The sequence below is a fragment of the Pedobacter sp. 10L46_2 genome, assembly GCF_056395165.1.
This window is the reverse complement of sequence record NZ_JBFTIZ010000069.1, coordinates 1-21,180: the sequence shown is the minus strand read 5'-3', so window position 1 is coordinate 21,180 and position 21,180 is coordinate 1. Positions and strand designations below refer to the sequence as shown.

The 21,180-nt window shown below is 38.9% G+C and carries 13 protein-coding genes and 1 tRNA gene; 12 read left to right on the top strand and 2 right to left on the bottom strand.

Translation table 11 applies throughout. From position 1 onward, the window contains the following. The 9 genes from AC1DDX_RS09795 to AC1DDX_RS09755 form a co-directional block, all read left to right on the top strand. On the top strand, nt 1–1,153 hold a 1,153-nt coding region (locus tag AC1DDX_RS09795), incomplete at its 5' end, for an ABC transporter permease (protein WP_477622000.1). Between the two features lie 18 nt (nt 1,154–1,171). Continuing rightward, a complete protein-coding gene (locus AC1DDX_RS09790) occupies nt 1,172–2,890 on the top strand; it encodes an ABC transporter permease (RefSeq protein WP_477621999.1) in 1,719 nt (572 codons plus the stop codon). A gap of 50 nt (nt 2,891–2,940) precedes the next feature. After that, nucleotides 2,941–3,327: an ABC transporter permease gene (locus tag AC1DDX_RS09785; RefSeq protein WP_477621998.1), complete on the top strand. Its 387-nt coding sequence runs from the start codon at nt 2,941–2,943 to the stop codon at nt 3,325–3,327. 147 nt (nt 3,328–3,474) lie between these two features. Next, nucleotides 3,475–5,847, top strand: a complete 2,373-nt coding sequence (locus AC1DDX_RS09780; RefSeq protein WP_337715339.1) for an ABC transporter permease — start codon at nt 3,475–3,477, stop codon at nt 5,845–5,847. Between the two features lie 87 nt (nt 5,848–5,934). Further along, the gene (locus tag AC1DDX_RS09775; protein ID WP_477622001.1) at nt 5,935–8,244 is read left to right on the top strand and encodes an ABC transporter permease; all 2,310 of its coding nucleotides are present in this window, start codon (nt 5,935–5,937) and stop codon (nt 8,242–8,244) included. Nucleotides 8,245–8,269: 25 nt separating this feature from the next. Next, nucleotides 8,270–8,959, top strand: coding sequence for an ABC transporter ATP-binding protein (locus AC1DDX_RS09770; RefSeq protein ID WP_337715335.1), 690 nt, complete (start codon nt 8,270–8,272; stop codon nt 8,957–8,959). A gap of 16 nt (nt 8,960–8,975) precedes the next feature. Further along, a complete protein-coding gene (locus AC1DDX_RS09765) occupies nt 8,976–11,387 on the top strand; it encodes an ABC transporter permease (protein ID WP_337715333.1) in 2,412 nt (803 codons plus the stop codon). Between the two features lie 14 nt (nt 11,388–11,401). After that, the gene (locus tag AC1DDX_RS09760; RefSeq protein ID WP_337715331.1) at nt 11,402–13,780 is read left to right on the top strand and encodes an ABC transporter permease; all 2,379 of its coding nucleotides are present in this window, start codon (nt 11,402–11,404) and stop codon (nt 13,778–13,780) included. Nucleotides 13,781–13,848: 68 nt separating this feature from the next. Then, complete coding sequence (locus AC1DDX_RS09755) at nt 13,849–14,646, top strand: ABC transporter substrate-binding protein (protein WP_337715330.1); 798 nt, start codon at nt 13,849–13,851, stop codon at nt 14,644–14,646. A gap of 41 nt (nt 14,647–14,687) precedes the next feature. Here the strand turns inward: AC1DDX_RS09755 and AC1DDX_RS09750 are convergent, their stop codons facing one another. Then, nucleotides 14,688–15,212, bottom strand: a complete 525-nt coding sequence (locus AC1DDX_RS09750; RefSeq protein ID WP_337715328.1) for an OmpA family protein — start codon at nt 15,210–15,212, stop codon at nt 14,688–14,690. A gap of 47 nt (nt 15,213–15,259) precedes the next feature. Continuing rightward, the gene (locus AC1DDX_RS09745) at nt 15,260–17,707 is read right to left on the bottom strand and encodes a M1 family metallopeptidase (RefSeq protein WP_337715326.1); all 2,448 of its coding nucleotides are present in this window, start codon (nt 17,705–17,707) and stop codon (nt 15,260–15,262) included. A 131-nt stretch (nt 17,708–17,838) separates the two neighbouring features. On the opposite strand from AC1DDX_RS09745, the gene AC1DDX_RS09740 reads away from it, so the two are divergent. The 3 genes from AC1DDX_RS09740 to AC1DDX_RS09730 form a co-directional block, all read left to right on the top strand. After that, the gene (locus AC1DDX_RS09740; RefSeq protein ID WP_430709519.1) at nt 17,839–19,977 is read left to right on the top strand and encodes a prolyl oligopeptidase family serine peptidase; all 2,139 of its coding nucleotides are present in this window, start codon (nt 17,839–17,841) and stop codon (nt 19,975–19,977) included. Between the two features lie 479 nt (nt 19,978–20,456). Further along, nucleotides 20,457–20,538, top strand: a tRNA-Leu gene (locus AC1DDX_RS09735). Between the two features lie 70 nt (nt 20,539–20,608). Beyond that, nucleotides 20,609–21,180 (top strand): trigger factor (locus tag AC1DDX_RS09730; RefSeq protein WP_477621997.1); only part of this gene is annotated, 572 nt, incomplete at its 3' end.

The window sequence follows — 21,180 nt, the reverse complement described above, 5'->3', positions numbered from 1 at the left end:
GTTAAAAGGAGCTAGTAATATTGGAAGCTCTTCACTTTCTGTTCGTAAAATATTGGTCGTTTTTCAGTTCAGCTTTGCAACCTGTTTAATCATATGTACTGCAGTGATCTATCAGCAGTTAAACTACATTAAAAATAAACCAATTGGTTATAATAATGGTGGATTAATAGAGATGCCCGCACAGGGCAATTTCGTTAACAGCGAGAAACTGGATCTTCTGAAAGATCAGTTGGTAAAATCTGGTGCGACCACAAGCATAACCTATTTCAGCACGCCATTAGGTGATGAGGGAAATAATACATTCAGTGTTGGGTGGCCTGGCAAAAATGTAAATGATAAGGTGCTGTTCAATTATCGCAGTGCTGGTTATGATTTTACTAAAACGCTTGGAGCACAGATGGTCAGCGGCAGGGAATTCTTAAGAAAGGCAGATTCACTAAATGTGATCGTTAATGAGGCAGCAATAAAAGTAATGGGATTAAAACAACCAATAGGGGCAAAGATCGATTTTGAGGGAGCTAAAGTTACCATTATTGGGGTGATGAAAAATGTTGTGACCGAATCGCCTTATCAAACATCTAAGCCAATGATCATTTACAATAGAGCTGAAGAGTTTAGTAACATTATCATCAGATTAAATCCTTCACAAAATTTAAGTGCCTCTGTTGATAGGATTGATGAAATTGTTAAAGCTTTAAATCCTGATTTTCCTATAGACAGGAGGTTTGTAGCTGATACTTATGAATATAAGTTTCAAAATGAAAAACTCCTTGGTACTTTGTCCAATTGGTTTGGCGGTTTTGCCATATTTATCTCTTGTTTGGGTTTATTAGGTTTAGCATTATTCATTGCCGAACAACGCAAAAAAGAAATCAGCATCCGTAAAGTTCTGGGTGCAAGTACTGCAAATATTTTAACGTTGCTAAATAAAGACTTTGTTAAACTGGTAAGTATTGCTAACCTCATTGCTTTTCCACTTGCTTATATTGTCATTAACAAGTGGTTGTCTGCTTATGAATTTAGAGTGAGTATTTCGGCTTTACCTTTTGCAATAGCAGCGGTGCTATCGCTTATTATAGCTATTCTAACTGTAAGTGTACAATCCGTTAAGGTGGCTAAATCCAATCCTATTGATGCTTTGAAATACGAATAACTTTTAACTGCTAAAGTCATGTTCAGATTAAACTTAAAAATAGCACTACGTAACCTTTGGAAAAACAAGGGGTATACATTAATTAACGTGGGCGGGTTAGCAATTGGTTTAGCCAGTTGCATGGTGCTGCTACTGTATGTTGCGTATGAATGGAGCTACGACAAGCAGTTTAAGAACTATGATAAAACATATGTAGTGTATCTTAATTCGGTAAGCAGTACTGATATAGTTAGTTACGGTGTTACCCCGGCACCAATGGCAAAGGAAATCAGCGAGAAAATTCAAGGCGTAGCTTACGCATCACATTCTTCAACCCCCACTAATGAATTATTAAGCTATAAGCAAAACAACTTTAAAAAGGCTGCTATTTTTGCAGATCCCTCATTTCTTAAAATACTGGATTATAAGTTTATCAAAGGCAATCCAATGAAAGTGTTGCAGGAGACAAATTCAGTTATACTGACCCAAACAATGGCAAGAAATTTATTTGGTGATGAAGACCCGATTAATAAGACCGTAAAATTTCAAAACAGTGAGCCATTAAAAGTTGAAGCGGTAATTGAAGACGTTCCTAAAAATTCAACTATTCAGTTTGACTATCTGATGCCCTGGTCATTGAATGAGAAATTAAATATCTGGGTGAAAAATGCCACATGGGGAAGCAATGCGTTTCTTACTTTAATGCAATTGAAGGATAATAAATACCTGGATAATGTTAGTGGTCAGATAAAAGGCATTTATAAACGCAACTGGAAGAATTCTGAAAATGAGGGATTAATGCATCCATTATCTAAATGGCATTTGTATGATAAGTTTGAAAACGGAAAATCAACCGGTGGCAAAATAGATCAGATCAGAATTTTTATTGTTCTGGCTTTTTGCATTCTTCTGATCGCCTGTGTTAATTTTATGAATCTGTCTACGGCAAGGTCCGAGAAAAGATCAAGAGAAGTTGGTGTACGTAAGGCTATTGGATCTTCAAGAAAATCACTTATTGGGCAGTTCCTTATGGAATCTATGGTGCTTTCCCTTATAGGAATGCTGGTTGCTTTTACTTTGATAGAGATAAGCTTGCCATATTTTAATAACCTTCTAAATATTCAACTGGTTATTAATTATCAAGACTGGAAGTTTTGGAGTACGCTGCTAGGTTTAACCATAATTACCGGTTTTATTGCCGGAAGTTACCCCGCCTTCTATCTTTCTTCATTTGAACCTGTAAAAGTATTAAAGGGCTTTGCAGCCATTGGCGGCTCATCACTTTCGGTAAGAAGAGTGTTGGTTGTGTTTCAGTTTGTATTTGCAGCATGCTTAATTGTTTGTACCGGAGTAATATATCAGCAGTTAAATTTCATTAAGAACAAGCCAATAGGTTACGATAGAAATGGCCTTATAGAAATACCGGTTCAAGGCAATCTAAAAGGAAAAGAAAAACTGGATCTTGTAAAAGATCAGCTTTTAAAATCAGGTGCTGCAACCTCAGTTACCTATTTTAGTCATAGTTTAAATCAGTTTGGAGATGCAACTTTTGATTTTAGCTGGCCAGGTAAAAATCCAAAAGAACTGATCTTATTTAATTACAGAGGGACGGGCTATGATTTTACTGAAACAACCGGTGCCAAAATTATTGCCGGCAGAGAATTTTCGTCTCGCTTTGTAGATACTGTAAATGTTCTGGTTAACGAAACCGCAGTAAAGACAATATCATTAAGAAGTTTAACCCTGATTTTCCGGTAGACCACAGATTTGTTAACGATGATTTCGAATCAAAACTTCAAAACGAGAAATTGCTAGGAACCCTATCTAACTGGTTTGGTGGCTTTGCAGTATTTATTTCTTGCCTGGGTTTATTAGGTCTTGCCTTATTTATGGCCGAACAGCGTAAAAAAGAAATCAGCATTCGTAAGGTTTTAGGCGCCAGTACAGCAAACATCCTTACGCTATTAAATAAGGACTTTATCAAGCTGGTTGCTATTGCAAATCTCATAGCTTTTCCACTTGCCTATATCATTATAAGTCACTGGTTGTCTGCTTATAGTTTTAGAGTGGCCATATCTGTATTGCCATTTGCTATTGCCGTTGGACTATCATTTCTGATTGCAATTTTAACAGTGAGCATACAATCCGTTAAGGTGGCTAAATCTAATCCCGTAGATGCCTTGAAATATGAATAATTGAATATTGTTCGTTATTGTACGAAGCCTGTTCGATAATGAACATGTGGTGCTTATTTTTAGATGTTAATTTATTGATTATAAGGCTTGTGTGAGGTTTTTTTAATTTGGCATACGATTAGCAACCAGAAAGGAAATCATGACGAAATGTTCAAACTGAATTTTAAAATCATATTGCGAAGCATTTGGAAGAACAAAGTGTCTTCCATAATAAATGTTGTGGGCTTAGCCATTGGCCTTGCAGCATGTTTAATGCTGTTGCTATATGTAATGTATGAGCTGAACTTTGATAAACAGTCAAAAGATTCCGAAAATGTACATGTAGTGATGACTAACGTTCTTGATGACAAAGGAAAGATCTTTGTAACCTTTAATGGGTCGACAACTGCATTTGCTCCGGTAATTAAACGGGAAATTCCTGAGGTAAAATACATAAGCCGGATGGACTATGGTAACACCGGATTAATTGCAAATGGAATTAACGGCTTTAAAAAGAAGTCTAAATTTGCCGAACCAGACATTTTAAAGATGTATGATTATAAGTTCATGCATGGTGATCCTAAGACAGCTTTAAAAGACCCCAGATCAGTAATACTTACAGAAAGCACGGCTAAAACTTTATTCGGATCAACTGACGTATTAAATAAAACGGTCAAATATCAGGAGAAAGAGAATTTGACCGTTACAGCAGTTATAAAAGATCTTCCAGAGAACAGCTCAAATAGATTTGATTATTTAATGCCCTGGTCTCTGTACGAAATACTAGATGAGGGCGCCAGAGATTTAAACTGGAGCAATTTCAGCTTTGTAACATTGGTTACCCTAAGGCCGGATGCAAATCTTGATTTGGTTAATAAGAAAATTTATGAGGCCATTAAAAGAAACAACAGAGAGGTTTCTCAACCCAACTTCCTTTTCCCGTTAAGTAAAATGCACCTGTACGGAAAGTTTGAAGAGGGTAAAAGTGTAGGTGGAGACATTGAACAGATCTGGCTTTTTACAGCTTTGGCCATAGGTATACTCTTAATTGCCTGTATTAACTTCATGAACATGGCAACGGCAAAGTCCGAAAAACGTGCAAAAGAAGTTGGTATAAAGAAAACGATAGGGGCAAACAGGAGGTCCTTAATTATGCAGTTTCTGGCCGAATCAATGGTGCTTACATTAATTAGTGTAATCATTGCTATTGCATTAATAGAAGCGTTTATGCCAATATTCAATAACCTGCTGAATATTAAAATGAGCATCCCTTATTTTAATTCTTACATCTGGTTAGGGCTTTTGTCTGTTATTTTACTTACCGGGCTAATTGCCGGTAGTTATCCTGCATTTTATTTGTCGTCTTTTAACCCTACACAATCGCTCAAAAGAAATGTAGAGGGCAGAAGCTTCTTTTCGCTAAGCTTAAGAAAGCTGTTGGTAATTGGACAGTTTTGTTTCACAATTATCCTGATCATCTCAACGCTGGTTATTTATAAGCAGATTCAGTTCATAAAAAATAAACCAGTTGGGTTTGATGTAAATGCACTGGTTGAAATGCCGCAAGATGGGCAATTGAATGAGAAATTTGAGTTGCTTAAAACAAGATTGTTAAAATCTGGTGCCGTTACAAACATGTATCAGTCATCGGTTAACTTATCACATCACGGGTCTAATTTTACCGGAATAGAATGGCGGGGGATGCCAAATCCCGAAAATAAAGTGTTGTTTAACAGAGTTGGAACTACTTACGATTATATTAGTACTAATGGAATTAAACTGATCAGTGGTCGCGATTTTAATAAGAAATACGCTTCTGATTCTTCCGCGATTTTGGTTAGTGCCTCTGCGGTTAAAGTAATGGGATTAAAAAAACCAGTTGGCGAAATTGTTAAAATGTTTGATAGCAACTGCACCATCATTGGCGTTTTTGATGATTATGTATGGGACTCGCCATACCAATCAAATAATCCGATGATCGTTTATTTTAATAAAGGTGGTACAGGGGCAATTACCATGCGCTTAAATGAGAACAATAACCTGCAACAAAACATAGAGACAATTACAAGCATCACTAAAGAAATAAACCCGGCATATCCTGTAGAGATCAAGTTTATGAATTCTATATATGCTGAAAAACTTACTAAGGAAAAAACTCTGGGATTGTTATCTAATCTGTTTGGAGGTTTGGCTATTTTTATATCTTGTTTAGGGTTGTTCGGCTTATTATCTTATAGTGCCGAGCAGCGTACCAAAGAGTTTGGAATAAGAAAAGTTTTGGGTGCTTCGGTAGTAAGCTTAATGCAGCTATTATCGCTGTCGTTTGTGAAGATGATTCTTGTTGCAACCGTATTAGCGGCACCTATAGCTTACTATGTGATGCTTAAATGGCTGGATAATTTTGAATTTCATACCACAATCTCATGGTGGATAATTGCATTGGCTGCCCTTGGTACCATAACAATAACCTTGCTTACTGTAAGCTATAAGGCTTATCGAACAGCTAAATCAAATCCAATTAATGCACTTAAATACGAATAACCAGATTAATAAGAATTGAGATGTTTAAACTGAACTTAAAAATCGCCTTACGAAACCTTTGGAAATATAAAGGATACACCTTCATAAATATCACAGGATTATCTCCTGCTTATTTTTATCTTTTTAAGATACCAGCTGAGCTTTGACAAGGGATATGAAAATAACGACCGGATCTACCGGGTCGTATCCTCCTGGACCTATCCGGGCGAAAATGAATTTTATAGTAAAGGAGTGCCGCGACCGCTCGCTGCGGCAGTGCGTAACGACTTTCCTCAGGCAGAGCAGGTTGCTGCTGTTCAGGAATCAGGAGGGATCATCAAGGTTGCGGCCACCACCACAAGACCTGAAGTTAAAGAAGCATCAAGCGTTTATTATATTGAACCCCAGTTTTTCGATATCATTAAGATCAAGTGGCTTGAAGGAGAGCCACGCAAGGCGCTGTCAGTCCCGAACACCGTTACCCTGTCAAAAAAAACGGCAGATAAATATTTTGGAAAATGGCAGGATGCCGTTGGCAAGAACATCAGGTTTTCAAACAGGTTAGACCTCAAAGTCACCGGCGTTTTTGAAGATTTTCCGGATAACAGCAGTTTCCCTTTCAATGTAGTCATTTCCTACCTGACCTACAAAGACGAAAGCCTGAATAGCTGGCAATCTGTAAGCTCGAGTTCCGAATGCTATGTGCTGTTAAAAAAAGGTGCCGACGCATCAGCGCTTAAAGCTCCTGTATTGAAACTTATCGATAAATACTATGAAAAAGGAAGCGTAGGCAAGGAGCACCACTATTTTCAGCCCTTAAGTGATATCCACTATAACGAAAAATTCAGCAACTTTAATAATAAAGTCATGCCGGAGGGTCAGATCATCGGTTTGATCGTTTTTGGTTCATTTTTATTGCTCACTGCCTGTATCAATTTTATTAACCTGGCCACCGCCCAAGCCGTAAGCAGATCTAAGGAAGTTGGTATCCGCAAGGTAATGGGAAGCAGGCGCAAACAATTGGTATGGCAGTTTTTAAGCGAAACCGCACTGATCACCATCATTGCATTGCTTATTGCAAGTGTGCTTACAGAATTAGCCCTTCCGGGAATGAGAAATCTGTTCAGTGGGGATATTTCTTTTAGCCTCTTTGGGCATCCCGTGATATTCATCTTCATGACCCTGTTGGTTTTGGTAGTGAGTTTCCTGGCTGGCTTTTATCCCGCAATGATCGTGTCAGGTTTCAGTCCTGCGCTTGCGATAAAAAATAAGATCAGCGCCGCAAACGCAGGAGCAATCGGACTCAGAAGGGCGCTCGTGGTTATTCAATTTGCCATCACATCCGTACTGATCGTAGGCACTCTGGTAGTGATCAATCAAATGAGTTACATGAGGGCCAAATCTTTAGGGTTTGATACCAATGCCATTGCCCTGGTGGATGTACCATCCGATAGTCTGAGCCAACTAAAATTCAACACCTTAAAGGAGAAAATACTTCATATCAATGGCGTGAAAGCAGTCAGTTTTAGCAATGCAGCCCCTTCATCCAACAACAACAACACCTCCAGCTTTAAATACAACAGTACCAAAGATGAAAACTTCCAGCTGAGCGTGAAATCAACAGACCGTGACTACATCAACACCTTTTCATTGAAACTGATCGCAGGGAGAACCCTGTCTAAAACAGACACCCTTAAAGAAACCGTTGTCAATGAAACCCTGCTAAAAAAACTCAACATCAGCAACCCCAATGAAATTCTTGGAAAATTTATAGAAACTCAAGGCCGTAAGATGCCGGTTGTTGGTGTGGTTAAAGACTTTAACAATTTTTCTCTGCATGATAAAATAGAGCCTACAGCATTGTTCTCCTACAAGGGTGTCTACAATCTTATGGCCGTGAAAATGGAACCAGGCCAGCTTCTTCAGGCCATGAAAGCCATTGAAAGCGATTGGAACGGGACATTTCCTGATTATGTGTACAACTCCAGCTTTATGGACGATCAGATCAGCTCATTTTATGAGACGGAGCGGGTTATGAGCGTACTTTTTAAAGTATTTGCAGGGGTGGTTATCTTCATCTCCTTCATAGGCCTGTTTGGATTGATCTCCTTCATCGCTACACAGCGGACCAAAGAAATAGCCATCCGAAAAGTACTTGGAGCATCCACTGCAGAACTCATCAGGATGCTGAACAGTTCATTCCTCTGGATGGTGCTGATCGCCAACCTCATCGCCTGGCCAGTTTCTTATATATTTGTTTCCAAGTGGCTTCAAGGTTTTGAATACAGAGCACCACTCAGTGTTTGGCCCTTTATGATCGCCATGCTGCTTTCCATTGTCATTACCCTGATCACTGTAAGCCTTAGGTCCTACAAAGCTGCCAGTACCAACCCAATTGATGCCTTGAAATACGAATAGAATTAAAACATAAAAACATAATCTCATGATAGAATTAAGAAATATAGAGAAATATTACGCTAACAAAGGGGTAAAAAGTTACATCCTTCGTCACGTAACTACAAGTATAAAACAAGGTGAATTTGTTTCCATAATGGGACCATCTGGCGCAGGAAAATCAACGCTGCTTAATATATTGGGAATGCTGGAGGAACCTACCTACGGACAGTATGAGTTTATGGGCGAAGATGTAGTTTCACTAAACGAGCGTAAGCGTATTGAGCTATACCGTAACCATATTGGTTTTGTATTTCAGGCTTATCATCTTATTGATGAGATGACGGTAGCCGAAAATATTGAAGCACCATTATTGTATAAAAAAGTTCCGGGCTCTGAGCGTAAAAGTCGGGTAGCTGATATTCTGGACAGATTTAATATGGTGGCCAAGAGTGATCTTTTCCCGAATCAATTATCTGGAGGCCAGCAGCAATTGGTGGGTATTGCACGCGCTTTGGTGGCACAACCGTCTATAATTTTAGCTGATGAGCCTACAGGTAACCTGCAATCTACTCAGGCTTTACAGATTATGGATCTGTTTAAAAAGCTAAATGAAGAGGAGGGAATTACCATTGTTCAGGTTACCCATTCTGAAGTTAATGCTGCGTATGGAAGTCGTATTCTGCATTTATTGGATGGGGTTATTAAGGAAGACGTTGTGGTTCAACAAACTGTTTAAAGAATAGCGGCTGAACATGTTTAAACTAAATCTTAAAATTGCTTTTCGGAATCTGATTAAAAACAGGGTTTATGCTGCAATTAATATTGGAGGATTGGCACTTGGACTTACAGGTTTTGTGCTCTTGTTGTTATTTATTAACCATGAAAATAATTATGATAAATGGGACTCGAAACTAGAAAATGTTTATCAGGTCAGAGAATTTCTCAATCTTTCCACTCCTGATAATAGGCCGCATTGGCAGGAGCTTAATAATTCCAGAAATGCAGAAATGCTAAAAAAAAGCATTCCCCAGTTTAAATATGTTACTAAGATAGATAATGATTGGGGGGATGTTCTTTCCATAAAAGCCGGGCTTGCCGACCCTTTAGTATTAAAAGGATTTGTTAATGCTGATTCTCTGTTTTTTAAGGTATTTCCTTATCAGTTTCTGCAGGGCAACCAAAATAATGCATTGCAATCTCCTAATTCAGTAGTGCTGAAGCGTAGTGTTGCAAAGTTGCTATTTGGTACTGATGAGGCTTTAGGAAAAACCATTAAGATATTTATGTGGAAGGGCGATCCTGGTACATCTTATACTGTAACAGGTGTGGTTGAAGATCCCTTGGCTTCAGAAAGCCTTAAGTTTAATGCAATATTGCATAACGGAGAAAGAGAAAAAGATCCTGAGAATTTGAATGTCACTACCCCTTGTAAAATATACGGGTTAGTAAATACGGCAATAGATACAAATGCACTAAATAAAACCATTAACATCGCTCATTTTGATTATAAAAATAAACTCTATGGTGAAGCAAAAAATAAGGATGTTTCTAGAAGTACAAGCGCTCCGATTTTAAAAATTATCCCTTTAAAGGATGTACATAGGAATCCTCCCTTTGCAAAAAACTGGGTAGATAAAATTAAGCCTGTAGTAGCACTATCTATATTTTTATTGCTCATATCTGTCATCAATTTTATTAATCTTGCCACAGCACAATCTGTACAAAGAGCTAGAGAAGTTGGTGTCAAAAAGGTGTTGGGAACAAGCAAGAAACAACTTGTATGGCAGTTTCTTTTTGAAGTGGCCATTCAAAGTTTATTTGCATTATTTATTAGTATTGCACTTGTTGAACTGTTACTGCCCGCCTTTAGCACTAATTTTGATGCACAGCTTAGCTTTTGGCACAATGCAAAGCTAGTGTCCATATTATTCCAGCTATTTGCTGTATTTATTATTGTTACGTTGTTGGCTGGTTTGTACCCTGCGGCTGTACTCTCTAACTATAATCCTATTGCTGTATTAAAAGGAAATTATGAACATAGTTTTAAAGGTATTGCTTTAAGAAACGGATTAGTTATTGTCCAATTTGCAATTGCTGCAACATTTGTAATCTCTATTGGTGTAATGCAATCACAAACAAATTTCTTAGTAAACAAGGATCTTGGTTTTGATCGTTCCCATCTCATCAATATATCAACCAATTATGATGACCGGTTTGCTGAAAGGATAAAAAAAATACCAGGAGTGCAATACGTAGCTACTACAACCCAGGTAATGGGTAATACGTTTAACGTTTCTGAAAAAGTAGTGTATAAAAGTAACACCTTTGATTTCAATACTGTAACAGTTACCATGGAAACATTGCCAGCTTTAGGTGTACATCTGGTTAGCGGTAGGCTGTTCTCTAAAGAGTATAAACAGGATACAGTAAATACGGTTGTTTTAAATGAAGCAGCAGCAAAACTACTTGGTAAAAATATTGTTGGACAGGACTATGATGTGCTAGACGAAAAGAGAAAATATACTTTTCGCATCGTCGGAGTGATCAAGGATTATCATAATGAAAGTTTTGATAAGACTGTTTTGCCTACAATTTATAAAGTTACCCATTTAGGTGGTATGTCTAGTACCAATAACCTTTTAGTCCGTTTCAACACGGATAATTACCAACATATGATAGAGTCAGTAAGGCTGGAGTGGATGAAGATTTACCCCGAATTTCCAATGATATATACCTCTGGGGAGGCGGCCTTTCAAGCCCAGATACTTTCAGACAAACGTTTCATGGAAATGATCACGCTTTTTAGTGCCTTTTCAATATTGCTTTCTTTGCTTGGTTTATTTGCTTTATCAGCATTCGTTTCAAAACGAAGAACAAAAGAAATTGCTGTTCGTAAAGTGTTGGGCGCTTCTAATTTCCAAATAATCAATATGCTTAATCGTTCCTTCCTGGTACTGATTGTAGCAGCAAATGTAATCAGTTGGCCCATTGCTTACATAGTTATGAATAAGTGGCTCCAGGGGTTTGCCTATCGTGTTGATATGCCGTTCGCTCCATTTGTATTTGCAACCATAATATCTTTAATAATAGCAGTATTTACTATCAGCATACAGGCAAGAAAAGCTGCGGTTAGCCCCCCAGTAAAGGCATTGAAATATGAATAATTAAGCCCTAAACGATGTTTAAACTAGATCTTAAAATTGCTTTTCGGAATTTACTAAAGCACAAGACTGCTTCGCTGATCAATATCAGCGGGCTCGCCATTGGTCTTGCAGCAAGCCTATTGTTGTTGCTGTATGTGCAATACCAGTGGAGCTACGATAAGCAATTTGGGAATAGTGAAAACACTTATCACTTGATGGTTAATTTTTACGGTACCGATAAGAGCATTACCGGAACCACGCCACAGGTTTCCAATGTGCTTCCATTGGTGCTAAAAGAAGAAAGCCCAGAAATAGAAAACATCAGCAGGGTGTTATGGGCCAGCAGAAGATTAGTGGCTAATGGGCAGAATTCTTTTAAGGTAGAAGGACGCTATGCTGATCCTGATCTGTTGCGAATATTTAAGTTTGACTATCTAAGCGGTAATCCGGAGAAAGCCTTTGACGATCCGAACTCCATTGTGCTTACAGAAACCATTGCAAAACGGTTATTCGGCACTGTTGATGTACTCAATAAAACTGTTCGATTTGAAAACCAGGCCAACCTGAAGGTTACTGCGGTAATAAAGGATCTTCCGCCAAATTTTACCTATGGATTTGAATGTCTGACATCCTGGAAACTTTATGAGAACCTGAACGGATGGCCAGCCGAATCTAACTGGGGCAATTATTCTTTCTTTACGTTGCTTACACTAAAGAATGGGACCGAACCTAATGCATTCAACCAAAAAATAAAAAACACCATTGCCAGAAATACCGGAACAAAAACTCTTGAAGCAGCCCCCTTTGTATATCCCCTCGAAAAATACCATCTATATGGCCATTTTACTAATGGTATAGCCGATGGCGGCCAGATCGAACAAGTACGCATTTTCATTATACTTGCCTTGGGTATTCTTGCAATAGCCTGCATCAATTTTATGAACCTCTCTACTGCCAGATCTCAAAAACGTGCTAAAGAAGTGGGTATCAGAAAAACAATTGGTGCCAGCCGCACATCATTAATAATGCAGTTCCTGCTCGAATCATTTATCCTGACCATAGTTAGTGTGGTACTAGCAATAGTCTTGGTTGAACTATTCCTGCCAGCATTCAATGGCCTGCTGAATACCAAACTGCAGATCAGTTATGACCATCCCGGAAACTGGCTGGCAGTGACCGGCCTGATTCTGTTTACCGGTTTGATTGCTGGTAGTTACCCAGCATTTTTCCTTTCTTCATTTAACCCGGTTCAGGCTTTAAAGAAGACCATAGCATTTAAAAGCAATTTTAGTCTCAGCTTTAGACAGGTGCTCGTTATCATCCAGTTCGGCTTTGCAATTGTTCTAATCGTGGCAACACTCATCCTTTATCAGCAATTACAATATTTAAAGAACAGACCTCTGGGATATGATAGCAATGCACTGATCGAAATGCCTCATGAAGGCAACTTATATCCTAAATTTGACTTGTTCAAGGACAGATTGCTCAACTCAGGGGCAGTAACTGCGGTAACGCAGTCATCAGGAAGCATCGCCTTTCAAAATTCAAATACCAGCGGGCTTGAATGGCATGGCATGAGAGATGGAGATAAGAAAATTTCATTTGACCTTATTCAGACCACTTATGATTTCCTGAAAACGAATAACATCAGATTAATTGCCGGACGCGATTTTAGTAAAGGCCGTGCCTCAGACTCGTCGGCACTGATGCTCAGTGAAACTGCTGTAAAACAAATGGGGTTTAAAGAACCCCTTGGTCAGCAAGTTCTTTTCAACGGTAAACAAAGACCGGTGGTGGGCGTATTTGCCGATGTACTGTGGGATGAACCTACCAGAACGCTGCACCCAATGGCCATCGTATTCAATGCTGAAAACAGTGATGTAATCACGATGCGGTTAAACACTACAAGGAATGTACGGGAAAGCATTGATCAGATCACAAAGATCACAAAAGAATTAAATCCTGATTTCCCTGTAGAAATCAAGTTTGTTGATAGCCTGGTTGCCGAGAAATTTGAACATGAACAAATGCTGTCTATAATATCGAACCTCTTTGCAGGCCTTTCTATATTTGTTTCCTGTCTTGGCTTATTTGGGCTGTCGGCCTTTAGTGCCGAGCAACGCACAAAAGAGATTGGCATACGTAAAGTATTGGGCGCAACCATTACTGGTATCATTACCCTGTTGTCAGTAAGCTTTGTTAAAACAGTTATGATAGCTATGGTGTTGGCCATGCCAATTGGGTATCTGATTATGAATAATTGGCTGATGCAGTTTGATTACCACATTTCAATTGGCCCTGCCGTATTCATTCTTACCGGAGTATCGAGCATTTTGATTGCGTTGTTTACTGTGAGTTGGCAGGCTTATCGTGCTGCAAAGTCAAATCCTGTGGATGCATTGAAATATGAATAAGTCATTTTGCCGCCGTCTCGTCCTCGACGATTGCTTTAAATTACGCATAATGCAACTATCTTTGCATCATGCAACGCAGTTTTACCGATCAGCTGAACAGAGAAATTTTAATCAATTATCCGCCAAAGCGGATCGTCTCTTTAGTGCCTTCTCAAACAGAACTGTTGCTCGAGCTTGGGCTTGATCAGGAAATCATCGGACTTACTAAATTTTGCATTCATCCCATTGAAAAGTTTGCAGAGCGTACCAAAATAGGAGGGACTAAGAAACTAAATATCCAGCTAATAAGGGATTTAAATCCCGACCTCATCATCGGTAATAAAGAAGAGAATGAGCAATCGCAGATCGAAGAACTGATGGAGGATTATCCTGTTTGGATGAGCGATATTTATACGCTGGAAGATGCAAAGAAGACCATTGCCCAAATAGGTGAACTGGTTGACAGGCAACCAGAAGCCTCCTATTTAAATCACCTGATCAGTGCAGGCTTTAATGATCTTCAAACCTTGGCCGTTCAAAACGGAATCAATAAAAAAGTTGCCTATCTGATCTGGAAAAAACCATATATGTTGGCTGGCAGAGATACCTTTATAGATAATATATTGGCATTAAATGGCCTTAGCAATGTAATTAAAGAGAAGCGGTATCCTGAAATTGAACTAAATGAACTGGCTAAATTAAAGCCCGATCTTATATTTTTATCCTCAGAGCCCTATCCCTTCAAAGAAGCACACCTTGAAGAAATCAGGGCTGTAGTACCTGAAGCTAAAGTAATGTTGGTTGATGGAGAAATGTTCTCCTGGTATGGTAGCCGACTGGTTAAAGCAGTTCAGTATCTGTTTCAGCTTCAAAAGGAACTTTATTAACCGGCCGGCTGGGTTGAATTATTTATCTTTAACAGTTGTTCTTACTTCAACAAGGTAACCTCAACTCTTCTGTTTTTTAAACGTCCTTCTTTAGTTTTGTTATCTGCAATAGGCTGTGTATCACCTAAACCTGAAGTTTGAATTCTATCTCCGTTAATACCTAAACTAACCAGGTAAGTTTTAACAGATACTGCACGTTTTTCTGATAACCACTGATTGTATTTTGCGGTCCCAGTTTTATCCGAATGTCCTTCGATAAGAATTTGACGGTTGGCGTCCTTCTGTTTTAAAACTTTAGCAACATCAGCAATACTCTTTTTTGAACCTTCATTTAAATACGAAGAGTTGGTAGGGAACAATATCTCTGAACTAAATGTGAATTTAATTCCGGCATCAGTACGCTCTACCTGACTTTCAGGAAGGTCTTTCTTAATGTTGTCTAGCTCAGCATCACCCGCTGGTTTCTCTGCCGGAGAAGGAGGGGCTTGAATAACTTTTTTAACGGTTTTACACGAGAGTGTTACGCTAACTAAAAGCGCCAAAAATAAGATGGTTTTCTTTGTCATTTGTGTGGTTTGTATATAAAGTTTGTGTTAATTCAATTTGTTGTTTGTTATTTCAATTCATCAATTGCGCTGTCAGTATAGCTCAAAGCAGCCTGGTCTCCTTGTTTTTGCTTTTTAAGTTGCAGCAGGAAGTTAGTAACATATTTATTGTAGCCATAGCTTTTGTATTTCAATCCGATGGCTTTAACAAGATCAACTCCCTTTTTTAGCTCATTAATGTCGCTAACCTTGCCTAATATGTTTACATAAGCAGGAATCATCTCTATTTGTTCCTGAGCAGACATTGCTGTAAATTTCTCAGTAATGAAAGGTAATTCTTTCTCTGAACCAAATTTTGAATAAACAAATGCAATTGCTTGTGTAAGTGATGCTTTGTTGTCTTTCTCAAGCGCTCTAGCGACAGTTAGGGCTTCTTCAGGTTGTTGTAAAGCAAGAGCCATTAATGACGATCCCTGAACGGCATACGATTTACTTTCAAGCCCTTTTTTGAACAATGCTAAATCAGCAGCATTTTTATTGCCACCTATAATGGAAATTGCCTGTGCCTGCACAAGGGTATTCGGATCAGAAGTGGCCAGTTTTTGAATTGCAGGCATTGCAGTTTTAAAAAGTTCTGAATCATCTGCCGCAATTGAATCTATTGCCTGCATTCTTAACGTATAATACTTGTCGTTTAATGCCGAAAGTAAAACCTTTGCACCTTCTGCATCTTTTTTGTTTTTTCCAGCGGCTTCTATCGCTTCAAGTCTGTCCATAAATAAAGGAGCGTGTGCATATTGAAATGCAAACTCGGCTAAGGATTTATGGTCGTCTTTTTCAGCTAATAAAACTTTATCGGCATCAACATTCACAAGGTCGGGCTTAGTTGCACTGGCAAATGTAAAAGTCTGTACTGCATCTTTAAATGTTACCTGATAACGCTTTTTATTGGCCCCGGTATACACATCTATGGCCATAGGTAAGGTAAAAGGATCTCCCGCCTGAGTTTGTTTAAGTGTTACTTTTTGAGTTTTCGCGCTTTCATCCCATGCATAGTCTATACTTATTTTCGGATGACCGGCATTAAAATACCATTGGTTAAAGAACCAGTTCATGTCCTGTCCACTAGCTTCCTCCATGGCCAGGCGTAATTGATGAGCTTCACCATTTTTAAAAGCGTTTTGTTTCAGATAGATATTTAAGCCTTTAAAGAAAACCTTATCGCCCAAATAGTTGCGCATCATGTTTAAAATGCGACCGCCTTTTTGGTAAGATACCGCATCAAAAACCTCTTCTTTATCGGCATAATGAAAGCGTACCAGGTTCTTTAAAGCTTCTTTTTTAGAACCTAGATACTGGCTCATGTCTTCATAATTGTGCGCATCGGCAGCATCTTTTCCATACTTATGTTCTGCCCATAAATATTCGCTATAGTTGGCAAAAGATTCATTTACAGTTAAGTTGCTCCAACTTTCAGCCGTAACATAATCGCCAAACCATTGATGGAACAATTCGTGCGCGATAGTGCTTTCTGCCTGTCCGAAATTTTCATCAAGCATTTCTCTTGGTGTGCGTTGTACGTAAGCACCGTGTAAGGTGGCAGTGGTATTTTCCATTGCACCGCTTACGTAATCACGAACTACAATCTGGCTATATTTATTCCAGGGATAGTCAACACCAAGTGTTTTAGAATAGAAGTCTATCATTTCTGGGGTAAGCCCAAAAATTTGTTTGGCATAAGGCGCGTAAGCAGGTTCCAGATAATAGTCTACTTCTTTACTGTTCCATTTATCACGATAGATTTTGAAATCGCCAACTGCCATCATAAATAGATAAGGAGAATGTGGCAGATCCATTTTCCAGGTATCTGTACGGGTTCCATTGGCATTTTTTAGCTGACTTACCAGTTTTCCGTTTGATAAGGTTACGTATTTAGCCGGCGCAGTAATGCTAATTTCGGCTGTAGTTTTTTGATTTGGTTTATCTATAGTGGGGAACCAAGCAGAAGACGCTTCTGTTTCGCCCTGCGTCCAGATCTGTACCGGCTTCCCTTTAACCGCACTGTCTGGATTAATAAAATAAAGACCTTTTGCATCTGTTATGGCAGCGCTGCCCTTTACTTTTAATTCATCAGGTTTTGCTGTATAATCAATAAAAATGGTGTAGGCTTCGCCTGGTAAGAATTTCTTTCCCAGCTGTATTTTTAGCTGCTCTTCATCGTAAGTGTATTTTAACGTTTGCAGGTTTTTCCCATTTACTAATGCAATAGTTCTGATATCCATGCCCTGAGCATCTAGGGTTAGCGAATCTGTTGGGTAGGCGTAAGGCTTTAATGTTACCCACTCTTTACCAATTAGATGGCGTTTTGAGTAGTCGAACTTTACATCTAATTTTGTGTGCACTAATGCATTTATTTTTGTAGATGATGCATGGTAAGGGGCCTGAGCCCAAACACCGATGGAAGTTAACATGAGTGCCAGTCCAACCCTGGCCGATTTGCAAAATAAGTTCTTCATTAAAGTTAATTAAAGCGCCCAAGTTACGTATTCGTAGTAATAAAGAAAAGTAACAGTGTTGTGTGCGTATTTTTTGTTTAATTTTATGAACATAATCTCAATATTAAATTTTAGGTAAAACAATTTTGGCTATGAAAACAACATTTAAAAACAGCCTGATCGCACTTGTCATTATGTTCCCTATTTTTGCTCAGGCTCAAAAAAACAATACATTACAAAAAATGGCAATAACTTATCCGGAAACAAAGAAAGAAAACATAAAAGACACCTATTTTGGAACTGTAGTAGAAGATCCGTACCGTTGGCTGGAAGATGATCGTGCAGAGGATACCAAAGCATGGGTAAAAGCAGAAAATGCAGTAACCCAAAAGTACCTGGCCCAAATTCCTTTCAGAAAAGTCATAAAAGAACGATTAACAAAGTTGATGAATTACGAAAAGTATTCTCAGCCATTTAAAGAAGGCGATTATACTTATTTCTATAAAAACACGGGTTTGCAAAACCAAAGCCTTCTGTATCGTCAAAAGGAAGGCGGAGAGCCTGAAGTATTTCTGGATCCAAATACGTTTTCTAAAGATGCAACCACCTCATTGGCCGACATCAGTTTTTCTAAAGATGGAAGTTTGGTAGCATATCAGCTTTCGGCAGGAGGTTCAGACTGGACCAGCGTTGTTGTGATGCACGCAGCCGATAAGTCAATTATTGGCGATACACTTATTGACGTAAAATTCTCTGGTATAGCCTGGCAAGGCAATACCGGCTTCTATTACAGCAGCTACGATAAACCTAAAGAGGGAAGCCAGCTATCAGGGTTAACAGAACAACATAAATTGTTTTTCCATAAACTGGGAACGCCGCAAAAAGACGATCAGCTGGTATTTGGAGGTGCAAAAACTCCACGCAGGTATATTGGTGCAGGCTTAACAGAAGATGAACGCTATTTGATTATCTCTGCTGCTAATTCTACATCAGGTAATGAGTTGTACATAAAGGATCTTTCTGTGGCCAATTCTGCCATTATCCCTGTGGTCGATAATTTTGAACAAAACCATAGCATCATTGATAATATTGGCAGCAAGTTGTACATATATACAAACCTTGACGCGCCAAATGGACGCATCGTTACTGTGGATGCTGCCGATCCCAAACCTGCAAACTGGAAAGACCTGATCAAAGAAACAGAAAATGTATTAAGCCCATCAACCGGTGGAGGTAAGCTATTTGCTAATTACATTAAGGATGCAGTTTCGATGGTATTGCAGTATGATATGGACGGTAAACTGGAACATGAAATTAAGTTGCCCGGGATAGGTACAGCTGTTGGCTTTGGCAGTAAAAAGAAGGAGCTAGAGCTATTTTATACCTTTACATCCTATGTTTATCCAACTACAATTTTTAAATATTCGGTAACTACAGGCCAATCGGAAGTCTATAAAAAGCCGGGTATCGATTTCGATCCATCAAAATACGAGTCTAAACAGATATTTTATACTTCTAAAGACGGCACTAAGGTGCCAATGATCATTACCTATAAAAAAGGACTAGTGCTAAATGGCAAAAATCCTACTGTGTTATATGGTTACGGAGGTTTTAATATTAGTTTAACTCCTGCGTTTAGTACTTCTATAGTTGTTTTACTGGAGCAGGGAGGTGTTTATGCAGTCCCTAATCTGCGTGGTGGTGGCGAGTATGGCGAAAAATGGCATCTTGCAGGAACTAAACTCCAAAAGCAAAATGTATTTGACGACTTTATTGCTGCGGCGGAGTATTTGATTTCAACTAAGTATACTTCTAAAGATTACCTGGCAATAATGGGTGGTTCAAATGGCGGGTTGTTGGTTGGAGCTACCATGGCGCAGCGACCAGAGCTGTTTAAGGTAGCATTTCCGGCCGTTGGGGTAATGGATATGTTGCGCTACCATAAATTTACGGCAGGAGCAGGCTGGAGCTATGATTATGGAACGTCGGAAGATTCAAAAGAGATGTTTGAGTATTTACATAAGTATTCGCCCGTGCATGCTTTAAAAGCAGGAGGGAAATATCCCGCAACATTGGTTACTACTGCCGATCATGACGACAGAGTTGTGCCTGCGCACTCTTTTAAGTTTGCGGCAACCTTGCAGGAGCGGCAGGGAGGTGATGAACCGGTGCTGATCAGTATACAGACCAACGCCGGGCATGGTGCCGGTAAACCGACAGATAAAGCTATTGAAGAGATTGCCGACAAATGGGCCTTTCTATTCTACAATATGGGCTTGGGATATAGGTAACTGAAAGAAGAGATGCACCCACAACTCCTGGGTTTCTCGGATGGTAAGAGGGGTGGGGCAATAAAAGAATGTCACGTCCTGATAAGCAATGTCGCCTCCTGCTCTGGCTATACAGGAGGTGATTAGTTAGTACTAAGCGTCATTCTAATACGCTCGTCATCTCGACGACAGCATGTGCTATAGCACGATTTCAGGATAACGAGTATGTCTTCATGGCTTTTTGATTGAAAACTAGCGACGACTCTACCGGAAAACAGTTAAATGAAAAAATATTTTAATTTTTTTTTATTCATGAAATTTATTGATGCATTAAAAATTTCAAATGTATTTTGCTGGTTATCAGAAGGGTGAAATTTTGATGGTGAGTAAGTAATGAGAATAGGGCAGAGGGGTATTAAATATTTATTGAAAATATTTTAAAAAGGGTTTTGAGAATTGAAAACTATCTCTATCTTTGCAGTCCTAAAACAATCCTAACTGCGGAAGTGGCGTAATTGGTAGCCGCACCAGACTTAGGATCTGGCGCTTCACGGCGTGGGGGTTCGAGTCCCTTCTTCCGCACACAAAAATTCCCCCGCAACACGGGGGAATTTTTATATAAAGACGGTTATAAAAATATTGATTCAGAAAGATGAACATTACACAGGAAAAAATTAACGACTTAAACGCAGTTGTAAAAATTAAAATTGCACCTGAAGATTATACTGAAAAGGTTGATAAGACTATAAAAGAACAAGCTAAAAAAGCAAACCTTCCTGGGTTCCGTAAAGGAATGGTTCCTCCTGCTCACATCAAAAAAATGTATGGCAGAAGTATTCTTGTAGAAGAAATCAACAATCTGTTAAGCGAAACTTTAAATAAGCACTTAACTGATAATAAAGTAGAAATTCTTGGTCAGCCTTTGCCTGTGATGGATGATTCTAAAGAATTCAAATGGGATTATACAGACGAATTTGAATTTGATTATGAATTAGGATTAGCACCTGCTATTGATTTAAACCTTTCTTCTAAAGACAAGTTTACTCAATATGTTGTTAAAGCTGACGAAGAAACTTTAGCTGCACGTATCAAAAACATCCGCAAAAGCTATGGCAAAATGACAAACCCTGAAGTTTCGGCAGAAGAAGACGTACTTTATGCCGAATTAGCACAACTTTCTGCCGATGGTTCAGTTTTTGAAGGTGGCATTACACAAACAGGGTC

Bases quoted from the DNA above. Each gene is read 5' to 3' on its own strand.
- AC1DDX_RS09790 (WP_477621999.1), top strand. From the start codon at position 1,172: ATGTTCAGATTAAACTTAAAAATAGCACTACGTAACCTTTGGAAAAAC.
- AC1DDX_RS09780 (WP_337715339.1), top strand. From the start codon at position 3,475: ATGTTCAAACTGAATTTTAAAATCATATTGCGAAGCATTTGGAAGAAC.
- AC1DDX_RS09770 (WP_337715335.1), top strand. From the start codon at position 8,270: ATGATAGAATTAAGAAATATAGAGAAATATTACGCTAACAAAGGGGTA.
- AC1DDX_RS09765 (WP_337715333.1), top strand. From the start codon at position 8,976: ATGTTTAAACTAAATCTTAAAATTGCTTTTCGGAATCTGATTAAAAAC.
- AC1DDX_RS09760 (WP_337715331.1), top strand. From the start codon at position 11,402: ATGTTTAAACTAGATCTTAAAATTGCTTTTCGGAATTTACTAAAGCAC.
- AC1DDX_RS09755 (WP_337715330.1), top strand. From the start codon at position 13,849: ATGCAACGCAGTTTTACCGATCAGCTGAACAGAGAAATTTTAATCAAT.
- AC1DDX_RS09750 (WP_337715328.1), bottom strand. From the start codon at position 15,212: ATGACAAAGAAAACCATCTTATTTTTGGCGCTTTTAGTTAGCGTAACA.
- AC1DDX_RS09745 (WP_337715326.1), bottom strand. From the start codon at position 17,707: ATGAAGAACTTATTTTGCAAATCGGCCAGGGTTGGACTGGCACTCATG.
- AC1DDX_RS09740 (WP_430709519.1), top strand. From the start codon at position 17,839: ATGAAAACAACATTTAAAAACAGCCTGATCGCACTTGTCATTATGTTC.